Source organism: Massiliimicrobium timonense, assembly GCF_042850985.1.
Lineage (GTDB): Bacteria > Bacillota_I > Bacilli_A > Erysipelotrichales > Coprobacillaceae > Allocoprobacillus.
The window spans coordinates 477,101-494,263 of the sequence record NZ_AP031415.1; the positions used below are offsets into that span (position 1 = coordinate 477,101).

At 35.1% G+C, this 17,163-nt stretch carries 19 protein-coding genes; 12 read left to right on the forward strand and 7 right to left on the reverse strand.

Annotated features, from left to right (window positions below):
- Positions 1-30: 30 nt before the first annotated feature.
- Positions 31-873, reverse strand: a complete 843-nt coding sequence (locus tag ACGHJ8_RS02450) for an HAD family hydrolase (RefSeq protein WP_390541499.1) — start codon at positions 871-873, stop codon at positions 31-33.
- A 99-nt stretch (positions 874-972) separates the two neighbouring features.
- Between ACGHJ8_RS02450 and ACGHJ8_RS02455 the strand changes: the two genes are divergently transcribed.
- The 4 genes from ACGHJ8_RS02455 (at position 973) to ACGHJ8_RS02470 (ending at position 4,733) form a co-directional block, all read left to right on the forward strand.
- Positions 973-1,446 carry a QueT transporter family protein gene (locus ACGHJ8_RS02455; protein WP_390541501.1) on the forward strand — a complete coding sequence of 158 codons (474 nt, stop codon included), beginning with the start codon at positions 973-975 and terminating at the stop codon, positions 1,444-1,446.
- A gap of 52 nt (positions 1,447-1,498) precedes the next feature.
- Complete coding sequence (locus ACGHJ8_RS02460) at positions 1,499-2,641, forward strand: AI-2E family transporter (RefSeq protein ID WP_205089940.1); 1,143 nt, start codon at positions 1,499-1,501, stop codon at positions 2,639-2,641.
- 98 nt (positions 2,642-2,739) lie between these two features.
- A complete protein-coding gene (locus tag ACGHJ8_RS02465; RefSeq protein WP_390541504.1) occupies positions 2,740-4,182 on the forward strand; it encodes a 6-phospho-beta-glucosidase in 1,443 nt (480 codons plus the stop codon).
- A 38-nt stretch (positions 4,183-4,220) separates the two neighbouring features.
- Positions 4,221-4,733: a GNAT family N-acetyltransferase gene (locus ACGHJ8_RS02470; RefSeq protein ID WP_390541506.1), complete on the forward strand. Its 513-nt coding sequence runs from the start codon at positions 4,221-4,223 to the stop codon at positions 4,731-4,733.
- A gap of 70 nt (positions 4,734-4,803) precedes the next feature.
- Here the strand turns inward: ACGHJ8_RS02470 and ACGHJ8_RS02475 are convergent, their stop codons facing one another.
- On the reverse strand, positions 4,804-5,040 hold the full coding sequence (locus ACGHJ8_RS02475; RefSeq protein WP_087358087.1) for a hypothetical protein: 237 nt from the start codon (positions 5,038-5,040) through the stop codon (positions 4,804-4,806).
- The gene (locus ACGHJ8_RS02480; RefSeq protein WP_390542401.1) at positions 5,037-6,269 is read right to left on the reverse strand and encodes an ISL3 family transposase; all 1,233 of its coding nucleotides are present in this window, start codon (positions 6,267-6,269) and stop codon (positions 5,037-5,039) included. Before ACGHJ8_RS02480 ends, ACGHJ8_RS02475 begins: the two co-directional genes overlap by 4 nt.
- Between ACGHJ8_RS02480 and ACGHJ8_RS02485 the strand changes: the two genes are divergently transcribed.
- A complete protein-coding gene (locus ACGHJ8_RS02485; protein WP_249191397.1) occupies positions 6,156-6,488 on the forward strand; it encodes a hypothetical protein in 333 nt (110 codons plus the stop codon). The genes ACGHJ8_RS02480 and ACGHJ8_RS02485 overlap by 114 nt on opposite strands.
- 66 nt (positions 6,489-6,554) lie before the next feature.
- Here ACGHJ8_RS02485 and ACGHJ8_RS02490 read toward each other — a convergent pair whose 3' ends face one another.
- From ACGHJ8_RS02490 to ACGHJ8_RS02500, 3 genes are all read right to left on the reverse strand, one after another.
- Positions 6,555-6,971, reverse strand: coding sequence for a DUF6431 domain-containing protein (locus ACGHJ8_RS02490; protein WP_370519931.1), 417 nt, complete (start codon positions 6,969-6,971; stop codon positions 6,555-6,557).
- Positions 6,972-7,206: 235 nt separating this feature from the next.
- Entirely contained in the window at positions 7,207-8,961 is a 1,755-nt protein-coding gene (locus tag ACGHJ8_RS02495; RefSeq protein ID WP_390541509.1) for an aminopeptidase P family protein, read from the reverse strand.
- A 287-nt stretch (positions 8,962-9,248) separates the two neighbouring features.
- Positions 9,249-10,571, reverse strand: a complete 1,323-nt coding sequence (locus tag ACGHJ8_RS02500; RefSeq protein WP_390541511.1) for an ATP-binding protein — start codon at positions 10,569-10,571, stop codon at positions 9,249-9,251.
- A 434-nt stretch (positions 10,572-11,005) separates the two neighbouring features.
- Here ACGHJ8_RS02500 and ACGHJ8_RS02505 point away from each other — a divergent pair, with 434 nt between their 5' ends.
- Both ACGHJ8_RS02505 and ACGHJ8_RS02510 read left to right on the forward strand, forming a co-directional pair.
- A complete protein-coding gene (locus ACGHJ8_RS02505) occupies positions 11,006-11,920 on the forward strand; it encodes a helix-turn-helix domain-containing protein (RefSeq protein WP_087359971.1) in 915 nt (304 codons plus the stop codon).
- Between the two features lie 204 nt (positions 11,921-12,124).
- A complete protein-coding gene (locus ACGHJ8_RS02510) occupies positions 12,125-12,934 on the forward strand; it encodes a class I SAM-dependent methyltransferase (RefSeq protein WP_087359974.1) in 810 nt (269 codons plus the stop codon).
- A 173-nt stretch (positions 12,935-13,107) separates the two neighbouring features.
- On the opposite strand, the gene ACGHJ8_RS02515 is transcribed toward ACGHJ8_RS02510, so the two are convergent.
- A complete protein-coding gene (locus ACGHJ8_RS02515; protein WP_162607699.1) occupies positions 13,108-13,347 on the reverse strand; it encodes a hypothetical protein in 240 nt (79 codons plus the stop codon).
- A 303-nt stretch (positions 13,348-13,650) separates the two neighbouring features.
- Here ACGHJ8_RS02515 and ACGHJ8_RS02520 point away from each other — a divergent pair, with 303 nt between their 5' ends.
- The 5 genes from ACGHJ8_RS02520 (at position 13,651) to ACGHJ8_RS02540 (ending at position 17,156) form a co-directional block, all read left to right on the forward strand.
- Positions 13,651-14,307, forward strand: coding sequence for a GNAT family N-acetyltransferase (locus ACGHJ8_RS02520; RefSeq protein WP_087359977.1), 657 nt, complete (start codon positions 13,651-13,653; stop codon positions 14,305-14,307).
- Positions 14,282-14,992, forward strand: a complete 711-nt coding sequence (locus ACGHJ8_RS02525) for an L-2-amino-thiazoline-4-carboxylic acid hydrolase (protein ID WP_241146672.1) — start codon at positions 14,282-14,284, stop codon at positions 14,990-14,992. The genes ACGHJ8_RS02520 and ACGHJ8_RS02525 overlap by 26 nt, the downstream gene beginning before the upstream one ends.
- On the forward strand, positions 14,980-15,852 hold the full coding sequence (locus ACGHJ8_RS02530; RefSeq protein ID WP_390541515.1) for an acyl-CoA thioester hydrolase/BAAT C-terminal domain-containing protein: 873 nt from the start codon (positions 14,980-14,982) through the stop codon (positions 15,850-15,852). The genes ACGHJ8_RS02525 and ACGHJ8_RS02530 overlap by 13 nt, the downstream gene beginning before the upstream one ends.
- The gene (locus ACGHJ8_RS02535; RefSeq protein WP_390541517.1) at positions 15,831-16,340 is read left to right on the forward strand and encodes a hypothetical protein; all 510 of its coding nucleotides are present in this window, start codon (positions 15,831-15,833) and stop codon (positions 16,338-16,340) included. Before ACGHJ8_RS02530 ends, ACGHJ8_RS02535 begins: the two co-directional genes overlap by 22 nt.
- 264 nt (positions 16,341-16,604) lie before the next feature.
- Positions 16,605-17,156: a DUF6431 domain-containing protein gene (locus tag ACGHJ8_RS02540; protein WP_390541519.1), complete on the forward strand. Its 552-nt coding sequence runs from the start codon at positions 16,605-16,607 to the stop codon at positions 17,154-17,156.
- Positions 17,157-17,163 lie beyond the last annotated feature (7 nt).

A 17,163-nucleotide genomic window follows, 5' to 3' on the forward strand; every position in this document is an offset into this window, starting at 1 on the left:
AGTATTTGTATTTTCCATTTTAGAGTTTAGCTATTTATCCAGTATCAGGGAGCTAAGCTCTTTATTTTTCCATGTCTGTTTTAAAAATTGAGCAACGCCATCTTGATCATTGGAAGGGATGATTTGAGTAGCAATCGCTTTTAATTTTTCATGTGCATTATCTACTGCATAAGCTTCATTCGCTAATTGAAACATCTCAATATCATTTTCTCCATCTCCAAAAACAACAAGACGATCATAATGATAAATATGTTTTAATTGTTCAATAGCATGTGCTTTAGATGTTCCTTGAGGCATAATTTCAAGCCATTGTTGATTTGTATAAATATCTTTTTGGAATAAACAATGATATTGTTTTTGATAGTATGCATAAAACGGTTTGAGCTTATCTGTTTCATCAATCAATGTGACATAAAAAATTTGACCAACATAAAAGTCTTTGGGATGATGGATGATCCTGATGCGTGGATCACCTTTTCTAGACTCGATAAACTCAAGCATTCCAGGTGTGCACTTTTCTGGAATAAAAGAAAATTTTTCTTCACCGTCAATAAACGCATAGACAATCGGATAAAGATGATTGTTTAAAAAAGGATCTAAAAGCAGATGAATATCTTCCTGGAAACAATGTGATAATAAGATCTCACCTGATACATTATCTCGAATACAGGCACCATTATAAACAATTAAAGGAAAAGGCGCCTGTAATCCTTGTGTGACTTTCTTAGCTGTCTGATAAGATCTGGCTGTTGCATAAGAAAATAACATACCCTCATCAACAAGTTGATTAATCGTTTCAATCGTATAAGTTGATAGTGTTTGATTTGAGTTTAATAAAGTTCCATCTAAATCAGATACATAAAGTGTTGTCATGAAAAATCACCTCTATAAATAGTTTAATGAATATATTCATGATGAACAAGTATTTTTATAAAAATATGGTATAATGACAAAGTAAAGAGAGGTTTTATCATGAATGTAAAAATACGTACTATTTTGATGAATGCGATGCTTACCTGTATATATGCAGTGCTGACTTTCATATGTGCTCCTTTTTCTTATGGGGCTATCCAATTTCGCTTAGCAGAAATACTAATGTTTCTTGCTTTTTATAATCGACGTTTCATACCCGGATTAGTGATTGGTTGTCTTTTGGCTAATGCCTTTTCTCCAATGGGTATTTATGATGTTATATTTGGCACATCAGCAACTTTATTGACATGTTTATCCTTTACAAGGATACCACACTTATGGATGGGTGTTTGTTTAGGGGCATTGTTTAATGGTATCATTGTTGGGGCAGAACTTTATTTTCTTTTCAATTTACCATTTCTATTAAATGCAGGATATGTATTTATTGGTGAAGCTATTGTATTAATAATAGGTGCAGGTGTTTTTAAAGTTCTAGAGAAAAATCAAGTTTTCATGAAAATATATATGAATTAGAGCCATAAAAAGTTCATAATCATAAGGTAAACTAAATCGTGAGGTGGTTATATTGAAGACATCAATAAAAATGCGTGATTTAACGCTAAAGAATATATTAATTATTTTGACTTATGGTGCGATTCTGGTTTTGGGTGTTATTTATTTTGAAGATGTTTTTTCTTATCTAGGGAACTTGATTGGGATTATTCAGCCATTTATCATAGGATTTGTTTTAGCTTTTATTTTCAATATCCCTATGAAATTTTTAGAAAAGAAATTACCTATATCAAATGAAAAAAGAAAGAAAACTATTTCAGCTATCCTAGCCATATTATTAATTATCCTTGTTTTGGTTATTGTGATGATTGTTGTTATTCCTCAAGTTGTTGAAAATATTAGAACTCTTATAGATAATTTACCAGATATTTTTGCTCAAGCAGAAGAATGGTTGAATTATCTATTTGAAGAAATTCGTTTATCACCAGAACTTCTTGAAAAAATTAATGATTTTCAAAATCATTTTACACAGACATTTCTCTCCACTCTAACAACTTGGGTGCCTAATATTGCTTTAGGTGTTTCACACATGACATCAAGTTTAATCAATGTGTTTATGGGATTTGTGATGGCTGTTTATATGTTGTTTTCTAAAGATAAATTGATTCGACAAGTCAAAAAGTTTGCCAGAGCGATTTTTAATGAAAAACATTATCAATATATCAAAGAAGTTGTTTCTTTGACAGGGACAACATTTGAAAACTTTTTAGCTGGGCAATTAACGGAGTCTGTTATTATCGGAGTTCTCTGCTATATTGGATGTATGATTTTGGGTATTCCTTATGCCTCTATTGCAGCTATTGTGATTGGTTTTACCAATATTATTCCTTATTTTGGACCAATTATTGGAGCTGTGATTTCTTCGGTATTAATTGTTTTTGTATCACCTGTCAAAGCTTTGATATTTCTTGTTTTTAGTACCCTATTACAACAGTTTGAATCTAACTTGATTTATCCTCATGTTGTTGGAAGTTCTGTAGGATTATCAGCTTTATGGGTATTGTTTGCTGTCAGTGTTGGTGGAGGAATGTTTGGGATACCGGGTATGGTGTTTGGATTACCGACTTTCTCTGTAATTTATGAATTACTTAGAAGATGGACAAATGAACGTTTAAAAAGAAAGCAACAAATGAAGAAAAAGGCGGAACAAATATAAATATTTGTAGAGTAGAATTTTAATGGAGAAAACAAAATAATCTGTTTTCTCTTTTTATTTATAGTATAATAAAAATAGTAGAAATGGAGGTATAACAAATGGGATTTAGAAAAGATTTTTTATGGGGTGGAGCGATTGCTGCCCATCAAGCTGAAGGAGCATGGAATGAAGGTGGAAAAGGTGTCAGTGTGGCTGATGTCATGACAGCTGGTTCTAATGGTGTAGCTCGTCGTATTACAAATGGTGTTATTGAAGGAGAAGATTATCCTAATCACGTAGGTATTGATTTTTATCATCATTATAAAGAAGATTTGGCTTTAATGGCTGAAATGGGATTTAAAGCGTTTAGAACATCTATCGCATGGACAAGAATTTTTCCAAATGGGGATGATGAACAACCAAATGAAGAAGGATTGAAATTCTATGATGACTTATTTGATGAAATGCATCGTTTAGGTATTGAACCAATTGTCACTTTATCACATTTTGAAATGCCATATCATTTGGCTGAAAAATACAATGGATTTATGGATCGTAGATGTATTGACTTCTTTGTGAAATATGCCAAAGTATGTTTTGAAAGATATAAAGGAAAAGTTAAATATTGGATGACTTTTAATGAAATCAATAATCAGGCTGAATGGCACGCTATGGGGGCACATCATCTTGTACAGGAAGGAGCTGTCTTAGTCAAAGAGGGTGACGATATTGAATATATGATGTATAAATCTGCTCATCATGAATTGGTTGCCAGTGCATTGGCTGTAAAAGCAGCTCATGAAATTGATCCAGAGGCTAAAGTTGGGTGTATGATTGGTATGAATGGTGTTTATCCAGCAACATGTAATCCTGAGGATATTTTAAATGCTCAACAGGCTATGCATCAAAAATACTGGTATGTAGAAGTTCATGCCAGAGGACATTATCCTAAACATATCTTAAAGAAATTTGAAAGAAAAGGATATGAAAACTTTATTTTACCAGAAGATGAAAAAGCATTGGCTCAAGGAAAAGTAGATTATATTGGATTCTCTTATTACATGAGTTTTGCTACAAAATATACAGGAAGATTCGGACGTTCATTTGATTTTTCTGAAGAAGATTATGTGAGAAATACATATCTTAAAGCCAGTGACTGGGGATGGCAAATTGATCCCGTTGGTTTAAGATGGTGTTTAAACTGGTTTAATGATCGTTTTGAATTACCAATGATGATTGTTGAAAATGGTTTTGGTGCTTATGATAAATATATTGATGATAATGATCAATATGTTGTCGATGATCAGTATCGTATTGATTACTTGGCAGCACATATTGCAGCTATGAAAGAAGCCGTTGATTATGATGGTGTTGATTTATTAGGATATACAATGTGGGCACCTATTGATATCGTTTCAGCTTCTACAGGTGAATATGATAAACGTTATGGATTTATCTATGTCAACTACAACAATGCACATGAAGGTGATTTTTCAAGAGCGAAAAAGAAATCATTCTATTGGTATAAACATGTCATTGAAACAAATGGGGAAGAATTATAAAAGTGTTGTCATGCAACACTTTTATTTGTGAGGATAAAATGGATTTTAAAATTGTAGAGGCACGTAAGGAAGATGCTAAAGAAATTTTAGAACTTACGAAAATATGTGGAAAAGAAACAAATTATTTAAGTTATGGCAGTGAAGGCATCGGATTTTCTCTTGAACAGGAAATAGCTTTTCTTGATAATGTTGCTCATTCTTCAAAAGATGTTTTCTATGTTGTCAAAATGAAAGATGAAATTGTTGGGATGGGTTCCTATATAACTTTTTCATCGCCAAGAATGTCCCATCGTGGAGAAATAGGTCTATGTATTCGTCAATCAGCATGGCATTTAGGTATTGGACATGCTTTGATGGATCGATTGCTTGACTTTGCTAAAAATCAGGCAAAAGCCGATCTTGTTTCTTTAGAAGTATGTCATGATAATAGACGTGCTATTTCTTTATACCAGCATTATGGTTTTCAAAAGATAGGGACTTTTGAGGGATTCTTTAAAATTGATAGCAAACTGATTGATTATGATATTATGTTATTAAAATTAGAAAGGTAATCTAAAATAACACGGGGTTGTGGGGTTTTGGATTATAAGAAATTGTGGGAAGGCTGTTCTTCCCACAATTTTAAAACTGTATAGGAGAATCATGATCTGATGATGGGTCATGGTTCTTTTTTTCTGCTTTTTCTATCAGTTTATCTAACTTCAGATTGATTTCCTGAGTCAAGTCATCCAGTTCATCTGCATATTCGTATATCATATTGAGTCTGTATAGTATGTCTTCCAGCAGACGTTGTCTGCTGATAATGCTTACATCATGATTGTCCACAATCAGTGTATAAATCTTTTTTCTTGTCATCACTCTGTAAAATCCCCCTTGTTTTTGATTGGATACAGGTGATATGTTGAGTCTTTATTGAGACTGTACATGATTCTTGTCTTGAAACGATGCCAGTTGAGGTATCCGTTTGAACTGTGTTTCAGCAGCTTGATGGATTTGTTTCTGTTTTCAATCAGGCCGTTTGATATGCGTCTTCCATTTGCCGGCACAAATGAATTCACAATCTCATATTTCCATTTGACCAGTGTATTCCCAAAATCCATCATTTCCTTGATCTGGGAATTCCTGAAGGATATGATCAGCTCTTCTATGTTCTTCAATGCGTTTTTTTCATTGGATCTGCTGTAAAATTCATCCAGCTCATATTTAAGATCATAGGCTAGATCCAGTACAGGGTCATGTCTGACCATGAACTCAAGGATATCATAATAGTTGTAATACCCCTCAAGGGTATGATTGTATATCTTCTTTTCGTTAGGGTCGAATATTCTATTGTCATTGGAGAAGAGCATCCAGTTGAATTTCTTTAATGCATAGTAATGCTTGGATGCTTCCTTTAACTCAAGCTTTTCAGTCTTGGTTTTTTCTTTTTTCTTCTCAAGATATTTTTTTCTGGAATAATACTTATTCATGACATCGATTCTCACTCTGTCAATTTTTCTTCCAAATTCCTGCTTCACATGAAAATGGTCGGTTGCACATATTGCATTTGGAAACATGATTTTCGATACGATTCTGTATGTTTCCCTCATGTCAAAGGAAACAATTTTGACATTCTTCCTTTCCTCAAGAGGAATGGAGAAGAAATAATCCATGAGTGTCTGCTTTCTTCTTGACGGAAGGACATCGACAATATTTTGTGTTTCGAAGTCGACAAGAACGCATACGTACTTACTGTGAGCAGACTTGAATGCATAAACCTCATCTATCAGCAGATACTCAGGCAGAGGTCTTCTTGATATGGAGACAAATGAGTCAAATACATGTGCAGCTGTTGTCTGGGATATGTGGTATCGTTCGGCCACATCCCTGAATGTCATGTTTGGCTTTCTCAAATCCTCCAGGATATTATATACAGTCGCCAGAGAGATTCTTGAGCCAGCAACGGTAAAGGGATTGGACTCCATAAATGTCTTATGGCATTTTGGACATCTATATCTGCGAGCTCTGTAATTGATGATGCATTTCTTGTTTGTCAGTATGGAATGGTTGATATGCTTGACACTATAGTCCTTGACTCTGTCTGTCATGTTGAGGCAGACAGGACACTGGTGGGGCTTCTTCTTCAGTGTCACATCAATATAGACACCATCCTTCTGATGATGGATATCGAATGTTTCGATATTCTTGTCCTCGATATTGAAGAAAACAAGGAAATCATTCTGGGAAATGATGCAGCTGGACATGGTCGTGGTATTATCACACATCGTCATCACCATCCAAAGCCAATAGAATCTGTAATTTCATAAAACATCCCGTCCTTTCTTTTTCTACATCTTCATGATAGAGGAAATGGAAGCAGAAAGACATAAAGGTCATGTGGTTTGAAAAGAGAAATACAGGTTTCTGGAAAATTTCTTATAGATAAGCAGTTCATCTATTGGGCAGTTGCCAAGCTTAACGATGAAATGGTATATGTGAGACAGTTCGATAATAAGATGATCTGTTGAATCGGAAAGAATGGAAACAATATCATCGAAGGAGACAGCAGATAGGAAAGGAATCATGGGAAAAAGAAGCAACGCATGAGTTTTGCCGCAATGAGGGCATATGACTCTCTGGATGTTGATGGAGCTGTCCTTGAAGTTTCTTTTATAGTAGCCATGAACAGACAAGCCTCTATGAGAGCATTTTGGACATGACAGAAGAGACAAATCTAGTGAAAAGATAACATTGGAATAATTTTTTTGATTAATGGTATTGATTTTTCTGCTGGTTTTTAATATTATCATATTGTCGTTAGGACAAGATGAGACTCAACTTTGGTCGGGAGGGTTTCATCTTTTTTTCTTTCTATAGATTTCAGAAGATATATCCTGATAATACTATTATAGAATTTCCCGTGATTTTAAACCAGCATAAGAGAAAACAAAAAAAGAGATTTCCCGTAAAACTTATTCGTTTTGGGAAACCCCGTGACTTCTTAGACTATCATTAGAAAAAAGTTCATGAAATTTCATGAACTTTTTAAATAGATCTTGTATATTCTTTTAACCAATCTTTTTCTTCATCTGTAAGATAAGGAGATATTTTTTCATAAACTTCTTGATGATATTGATTGAGCCAGTTCTTTTCTTTTGGTGATAATAGACTCACTTCTACAGCGTCTAAATCAATAGGAACAAATGTTAATGGTTCAAAATGTAAGAACTGTCCATATTCATTTTCTGTTCCTTTGACACAAAGAAGTTCATTTTCAATACGAATTCCATATTGTCCTTCTAAATAAATACCTGGCTCATCTGTAATATTCATACCCGGTTCTAAAGTGATGTTTTCTGATAAACTACGTAATTTATAACGGAAGCCTTGAGGTCCTTCGTGAACATTTAATAAATGACCGACACCATGTCCTGTACCACATTGGTAATCAATATCTTCACTCCACATAGGGCTTCTTGCTAAAATATCTAAACTTTGCCCTGTACATCCATGTAAGAAATGAGCATTTTGTAAAGCTAACATTCCTTGTAAAACCATTGTAAAGTGTTTCTTTTGAATATCAGTAATATGTCCTAAAACAAATGTTCTTGTAATGTCTGTCGTTCCATCCATATATTGACCACCACTATCAATCAACAACATACCATCTTGATCGAGTGTAGTATATTGATTTTCTGTTGGATGATAATGCATTAAAGCGGCGTTGTCTTTCCATGCACAAATAGTTGTAAAGCTTGGTTCAATAAATAAATCTTGTTGTTGTCTAAACTGTAAAACTTGATGAGAAATACTCATTTCATCCATTGGTATCTTGCCATAATTCTTTTTTAACCAATACATGAATTTTGTCATCGCAACACCATCTTTAATATGCGCATTTTTAGAATTTTCTATTTCAACATCATTTTTAATAGCTTTCATCATTTGTGATGGATTCATCTGATTAACAATTTCACAATCAAGACATTGATATAAAGCATAATTGATATGAGCCTGACTTAATAAGACACGTCCTTTTAATTGACGTGCATCTTGATAAATATCAAGATATTCTTTAATGATGACATTTTCTTTTTGGAATGATTTGACCATTTCTAAATCATAACTTCCTTTTTGAAGATATAAATAAGACTGATCAAGAGTAATCAAAGCAAAGGCTAATACAGTTGGTGAACAAGGAATATCATTGCCACGAATATTGAATGTCCATGCTATATCATCAAGTGTTGTCATGATATGAGCATCACAGTGATGTTCTTTCATCACATTTACAATTTTTTCTATTTTTTGATGTGTTGATAAACCATGATATTGTATATCATATAAAAATGCTTTTTCACATGATCTTTGAGGACGATCTTTCCAATAATCTTCCATTAAATCAATACATTCAATATGATAAGGAACTTGAATCTCTTCTTCCATATCCAATACAAATTGACAAGTCATTGTTTGTCCATCAAAAGCAATTGTGTCTTGCTTTTGAACATGGTCTTTTAAAAACTCCAATAAAGTAGGAACACCCTTTTGACCAGACTTCATTAATGTAATACCTTCATATAATTCCTTAGCTGCCTGAATGAAATAACGGCCATCAGTCCAAAGGTAAGCTTCATCTTGCATAACAAGTAATGTTCCAGCACTACCAGTAAAGCCACTTAAATAAGCACGTGCCTGATAATAGTCACCTACAGTTTCAGACTGATGATCATCATCAGTAGGAACAATATAAAATTGAATATTTTTATCTTTTAATAATTGTTGAAAATCCTTTATCATTATGAACACCCCTATAATACTTTAGCACAATCTTTACATTTTGTAAGTAAAAATGTGTTAAAAAAGATAGTAATCCTTATTTGTGATTTCTCGTTGATAAAAAATGAGGCCAGTCATCTATAAAATGATTTTCCTTGGGTCTTTATAAAAGCATGAATAGAGAAAATTCATGACATGAAGAAAGTGAGTTACCTGTTTATGAGGAAATCTCATATAGAAAATCTAACCATAGAAAATCTGTTGGTTAGATTTGATTTTTTATATATTGAAAGTTAATTGTATATCTTTTATTTGAGTAATACAGGTTTTTCTTTGTTGAGAACAAATTCTAATGTGTAGAGAGGGTAATAGCACACATTTTGAGAATTTTCACCAATATTTTTTTGAGAAAATTTAAAAGCGAATGAAGGTTTATACGTCTTAATAAAATTATTAAATGATGTTGATACAGTGTTACGTGATGATTTCACTTCAATAGGGGTAACATTGCCCTGATAATAAATGACAAAATCAATTTCCTGAGATTGAGATGGTTCAAAGTAATAGGAATCTTTCTTTTTGGAGTAAAGAATCTGTGCAATAACATTTTCATATAAAGCACCCTTGAAATGCCCTAAATTTCCACTGATGAATGCTTTGATGACAGCCTCATCAAATTGGGACACAAGAAGACCGGTATCAGCCATATAGACTTTAAATATATTCGGTTCCTTATTGATTTCTAATGGAATCTCTGGAGTTTTCAATCTATATGTTTTGATAATAAGTCCACTGTCTTTCAACCAATCAAGACTGGATTCATAATAGCGAGCATTTCCACCTTTTTTAATGAGCTTATATTGAAACTTTTTATTTTCTTTAGCTAACTGAAGTGGAATAGAATCATAACATTCTCTTGCTTTTATTTTTTCAGAACCATGAGCATATTTAAGCATATCGTTTCTATAATCATCGACGATTTGTCTTTGGATAAGTAGTGCTTCTCTGTATGATTTTGTTTGAAAATAGGTTTGAACAACTTCAGGCATACCACCGATAATGATATAGTCCTTAAAGAACTGATTAAATTTTTCATGAATGCTAATAGGAATAGGCTTGTTGTTTTCAATAGATTGATAAATTGTATCTATAATAGATGGATTAACTCCCATAGCATCTACAAATTCTAAAAAAGTCAGGGGATACATATCCCATGTTTCAACGTAACCAACTGGGAAAGACGAACTTGATGCTACTGCAACACCAAGCATACTTCCAGAGCAAATAATATCACAAGGAAAATCTTCAGACAGGAATTTCAAAGCTGTGAAAGCATCTCCACATGCTTGAATTTCATCTAAGAAAAGCAAAGTATCATTATCAAATTGAATATCCATATATGTTAATTCAAAGTATTGCAGTAAATCATGAGCAGTTTTTGTCTGTTTGAAAAGTTCTTGAAATTCATGATCTCTTTCAAAATTGATTTCAACCAGATTTTTGTAGTTGTTTTTGGCAAATTCTCTAATGATATAAGTCTTACCAACTTGACGAGCTCCTTTAATAATGAGCGGTTTTTTCACTTTTTTGTTTTTCCATTCTATTAAATCATTATAGATTATTCTTTTCATAACTATCACCATCCATACATAGTATATCATTTGAATAGAGAAAAATACATAAAACAGATATAAAAAGTTATAAAAAAATGCAAAATAATTTTTATTTTATATTAAAAAAATGCAAAATGTATAATTTATTATATTAAAAATATGTAATATCTATGCATTAGGTGTAGGTAAGTATCAAATAAAAGAATCTATGGTAGATTTATTAACTATAATAGGACAGTTAGATGATAATAAAAAGAATACATCTTTGATAATTTGAAGACTTATTTTTTTAATCTATAAGAGTTTGAAGCAATCTTTACATTTTTGTGAGTCAAAATATGTTAAAATAAAGTAGCAACCCTTATTTGCAACTTCTAGTTGACAAAAAACAACTCTAGGTTGGTGGTTTATAGAGCTGATTTTGACTATGCTTAAGACAAGAGGTGAGATATATGAGTTTTGGAGAAAAGTTACAACAATTAAGAAAAGAAAAAGGTTTATCTCAGGAAGATTTAGCCTATCAATTAAATGTATCAAGACAGGCAGTCAGTAAATGGGAATCGCAAAATGGATATCCAGAGATGGAAAAGATGATTTTAATAAGCGAATTGTTTCAAGTGAGTTTAGATTATTTATTAAAAGAAGATTATGATGATTCTTTTCAAAAAACAGATACTTCTTATTATTTAATGTCAAAACAAAAAATAGACGACTATATACAAATCAAAAAAAGTTTTGCATTAAAAATGGCATTATCTGTATCATTCATGATTTTGGGACTTCTCATTCCTATTTTATGTTCAAATACACCTTATGAAACATGGAGTGGTTTTGGCTTCTTAATCATTATTGGTATAAGTATTTTTGTCATCATGGTAGCTGCTCTTTCTAAAAATCCATATCAGAATATTGAAGATCAGGAAATAAAAATGAGTTTTAGTGATTTACAAGAGTTACAGGAACAATATCAACAATTTCACTCTCATTTGACTTTAGCTATTGCTGGTAGTGTTTTATTGATTATTGTTTCACTTGCATGTGTGGCGTTATTAACAGAAACACATTTTGCCAACTCACAATGGATACCGGCTCAATTTATGTTATGTGTTGCGATTGCTGTATTCTTCTTTATTTATTATGGAATTTTAGATGGTGTGTATAAATTCATTGTTCATAATAAAGAGTATGTTAAAGATAAACAAATTCAAAAGCAGCAAAGTAGTATTTTTGGAATCACAATGCCTCTAGCAGCTATGCTTTATTGTGTGATGGGATTGACATGGAACTGGTGGCATCCAGGATGGATTATTTTTCCAATCACTGCTTTTATTTCATTAGGTATTGATTATTTGATTCATCGTAAGTAAAGAAGATGTAAGTCCAATGTCATTCAGTCCTTAACTTAATGACATTGCTGAATGGCTCCTTCTCTTTTGATGATGCGGTGAGCTGGCAGAAAGGATGGGAAGAAAACGAGTAGCAATTGAAAACGAATTGCAATCCCCGGTTCCTCTTGATATAATAATGGTTAGATATTACTAACTCATTTGCATATAGGAGGATAGATAGCCATGTCCGAATTTGGTATAGTAGAAGATACAATGTTTATTCCTATGGTGGGAAGGATTTACGCCACCGAAAAGTTTCCGGGTATTTTATATGATAAAAAAGCACTTTCATTAAAAGAAAAGCTGCCATCCGCACTGTTGGAAACAGGAAATCAAAGTCAATACACGCTTCTGGCTTCTGCATCCCGTTCCGCTAATATGGATCGGCATATCCAGAACTTCCTGAAACGTAAACCGGATGGTGTTGTTATACAGTTGGGCTGCGGACTGGAGACAACGTATGATCGCAATGAAAATGGACAAACCCAATGGTATGCTGTAGACCTTCCGAATGTAATCGAATACCGGCGTAGTTTGCTCCCGGAACCTGAGAAGGAAACTTATCTTTCAGGGGATGCTTTTTCAGACGGATGGCTCAGGCAGATCCGAAGGAACATGCCTGATACGCCTCTTCTGGTTACTGCAGGAGGTTTGTTCCATTACTTTCAAGAGGAAAAAGTTCTTGGCCTTTTGCAGATGCTGAAAGGTTTCGGGAATATAGAGCTTGTGTTTGATACGGTAAATAAAAGCGGCATGAAAATGTTGCAGAAGAAATATATGAAGCAGATGGGGCATGAAAATGCCCGAATGTTTTTTTATGTGAATTCGGCTGAAGATCTGGTTACCACCTTGGGTGGCGGTGTCAAAGTACTGGCGGATGAACCGTATTACAAGTTTATCAAACGAGATGGATTAAAAATCATTACAAAAATCAGTATGGATATTTCAGATCGATTTGGAATGCTCAAAATGATCCATCTGGAGTGGAGGTAATGTAAATATGGTGGTCATGATAGAAAGTCTGATTGGTATCTTATTATTCACAATCCTGATTGTGTCGCCGACGCTGAAAAATCCCCTTGCCTCAGTGGGAGATTATCCCCGGCCATAAGGGAGAAATGTATGGAATTAGGATTAATCGAAAAAAGAGAACAACGTTTCCCAGGTCAGATATCATCTAGAAAGGAATCGCCCTGCTTGCTTTTGTGTTCATCTTCGCTGTTATCCTGAAACAGTTTAATGGAGCGGATACATTCTGGAAAAGGGTTCGGGATTCCTACATGATCTGGCTGATCATTGATTGGTATGATGCTCTTGTACTCGATAGCATCTGGTTTTGCCATTCGAAAAAAGTCAGGATACCAGGCACAGAGGATATGGAAGAATATAAGGATTACTGTTTTCATATTAAGTAGTCCTGTATTGGTATGCTTCTTGGCTTGCCCGCCTGTCTTGCAGTGGGAGTGATTACAGCAATCCTCTGATCCGCCATCAAATGATATAAAACAGAATACGATTCGCATTCAGCAGGAAATCTTTTACTATGTCTCCTGCTCTTCCTTTACTCTAAAATGGAAGGAGGTTTCTCATGACCCGCCATGTCACTATCAAATGATTAACAGGTAAAAAATGAATTGCAATCCTGCATGTCTCCTGATATAATATTAGTTAGTTATCACTAACCTATTTGCGCATAGGAGGGTACATCCATGTTTACTGTTCGTCCATATAAGGAAGAAGATGCTGCGGCCTGCGGGGATTGCTTCTACGAAGGATTCTTTTCATGCTCTGTGGATCAGAACGATAAAATACTTTTGCGTGACTACGCACAGATCCTGATTGAAAAATGCAATTTCACCTATGTTGCGGAAACGGAGGATCATCAGGTCGTAGGATTCATCTGTGGAAAATATGATAAGCGTTTCAGCAAGGCTCTGGCAGCTCAGTATGAGACAAAAAAGCACTATGGCCGTTGGTGTAAAATGTTCCTCAAGTTCTATCTGAAAAGATATAAAATGTCAGCACCATTCCAGAAGCAGTTTGATGCCTTTTTCCGTCAGCTACAGGAAAGGGATAAGGAAACCGTTGGGAAATGCGATCTGGAACTCGTTGCCCTTTCGTCCAGAAGGAATTACAGAAAGGGGTTGGGAACCGCATTGGTCACACAATTTTTGAATCGGGCAAAAGCTGATGGAGCAGATCGTGTGCGGCTTTTTACGAACACTCTTGCATCGTGGGAGTTTTATGAAAAACGTGGATTTAAGAAAGTGGCAGAGAAGCCCTTTCAGGATGGCTCCGGCAATCAGTCCCTCGTTTATGAGTACGTTTTGGAGGAGGAGCATGAATATGAAAAACACCATCTGTGAAAAACTGATGTGGTCAGCGATGACACCTGCTATTTTCAAATATATCGCAGCCAATTGCAAAAATACGGATACATTCAGGGTGAAGAAGAAATCGCGTAAAAACTTTAAAGATATGTTGGCGAGGACACCCGACATAGGCGGTTTTACGAAAAATCCTCTGCGAATCTGTCTTTCCGGCGGAATTGTCTGGATGGCAGTTTATAAGGCAATGGATGGGGCGATGAGCCATGAGCAGTTCGGGGAAATGGTGACAGCCACGATGCAGGCGTCGCTCATTAAAAAAGCTTTCGGGAGTAAAAATCCATTTGATATGGAATATCAAAAAAAGAAAGTCAAGAAGGACAGAATTGCAAATGCCATATCCGACAGCGAATTCAACTGGATGACGGAGACGATTCCCGGAAGGGATGCAGACGAATACACCATCAACTATCACAGGTGCGGCCTGTGTGCGCTTGGAAAACAGGAGCATTTGGAAGAACTGATACCCTATATGTGTGCCATGGATTTTATTTCTGCTGATCTCATGGGCGGCGTGTTATACAGGACAGGTACACTTGCAGAGGGCGCAGAAAAGTGTGATTTCTATGTTTGCAAAAAGGACTCTAAATGGGATAAAGAAAGAAAATACGGACAGCAATCCAAGCTGCAAAAACAGGGAGAGTTAGGAAAGTGGAATATGTGACGGTTGCACAGGAGGGCTTCTATGGACTTTATCATGTCCCTGTTAAGGATCATGATCCCAAAAAGGTCGTCATCGTAGTAGGCGGCAGCGAAGGGAATGAAAATATCCCGATGAATGTGGGTGCTATGTTTGCCAGGTGCGGCATCGCCGCGTTAGGTATTTGTTACTGGAACGTAGACGGGCTGCCGAAAGAACTGGTTCGGGTGCCTGTCGATCCATTTGAAAAAGCGATCCTGTGGCTGAAAAACAAAGGATTTGAAAAGATTATCATGTATGGCATTTCAAAAGGCGCTGAACTGGTATTGCTTTGCGCTTCTCTTATGCCGGATATCTGCGGCGTTGTTGCCCTCTCCCCGATCCACTGTATATGGGGAGGCATGTACGGGAATAAAAGCATGGCATCGAAAACTTTTTCATCTGCCTCCGAATTCACATACAGGGGAAAAGATTTTCCGTGTATGACAGCGCATCTGAAATATGGGCCGGCAATCCGGAACCTCATCCTCCATCAGCAGTTCGAGTTATCCTACATCTACGAAGAACCGCTGAAACATTTTGATGAGGATACAGCCATTCATGTGGAGAACATTCAGGGAAACATTTTATTTATTTACGCAAAGGAAGATCTCATGTGGCCCAGCAAAGAGGCAGTGGCATATATGGTAAACCGCCTGGAAAAACACCGGTTTGCTTTCCGGGTGGATGTCTTGGAATATGAAAAAGCAAGCCACATTCTTGTTCCATTAAATCCATCTAAGCTGAAAATGTTTAAAATTGAGAGACAATATCCGGAAGATTGCAGGCGCAGCCGTGAAGACGCTTTCCATAAAACGATAAAATGGATATCGGAGGTAAAGTGAATATGGCGGTCATGATAGAAAGTCTGATTGGTATCTTATTATTCACAGTTCTGATTGTGTCACTGACGCTGAAAAATCCCCTTACCTCAGTGGGAGATTATCCCCCGGCCATACGGGAGAAATGTATGGAATTAGGATTGATCGAAAAAAGAGAACAACGCTTTACCAGGGCAGATATCCTCCGAAAGGGGATCGCCCTACTTGCTTTTGTGTTCATCTTCGCTGTTGTCCTGAAACAGTTTAATGGAGCGGATACATTCTGGAAAGGGTTTCGGGATTCCTACCTGATCTGGCTGATCATTGATTGGTATGACGCTCTGATACTTGATTGCATCTGGTTTTGCCGTTCGAAAAAAGTCAGGATACCAGGCACAGAGGATATGGAAGAATATAAGGACTACCGTTTTCATATCAAGCAGTCCTGTATTGGTATGCTTCTTGGCCTCCCCGCCTGTCTTGCAGTGGGCGCGATTACAGCAATCCTCTGATCCGCCATCAAATGATATAAAATGTTGAATGCCAAATTAAATAAAAAGAAAAATAAAGAAAATAGTCAAAATAAAAGAAAAAGTCTTATCAAAGTGAATGAATAAGAAATAATCACTTTAAATGATAAGACTATTTTAGTATGATAATAGCTGGAAAGGAAAAGGATAAAGCCTCTCACACCAATGCTAGCCTTTATCCTCTGTTCATAGAACACTTATATGATAACCTATTACTCAGACACATTCAATCAAAACTTTTCTAAAATGCAAACATTTTATAATGAATGTCTTGAAGATCTTAATATCGCTTCTCTAGAATGTCCATGTCATCACAAGGGACATCTTATCAAGCATGGCTTTTATACGCGTAAAATCAAAACACCTGATGGCATCATTCCCCTTAAAATCCAAAGATTCAAATGTAAACATTGTCATCATACACATGCATTTTTACTATCTGTCATTATTCCTTATAGTCAAATTCTATTTCATGACACTCTATCCATTATTCGCTCAAATTCTATGCAGGATTTGAATCAGCTTATGATTGAAAATCCAAATATAGATGAATCCGATATTTCCTACATAAAGAAACAGTATACGATGCATTGGAAACAAAGACTGCTATCTGAAAATATTCAATTAGATAGTTCTCTGGTTTTTCAGTGCTTTTTTCATTTCAAAAGACAGTTTATGCAGAGTATCTTCCCAAAGGAAAATGCCGATAAAGCCCTAAAATACAGGCTATACCGACATTTACCAGCTTATGAAAAGATAATCAGAAATTTAGTAAGTTTTTATAGAAAAAAAATATGAAAAAAGT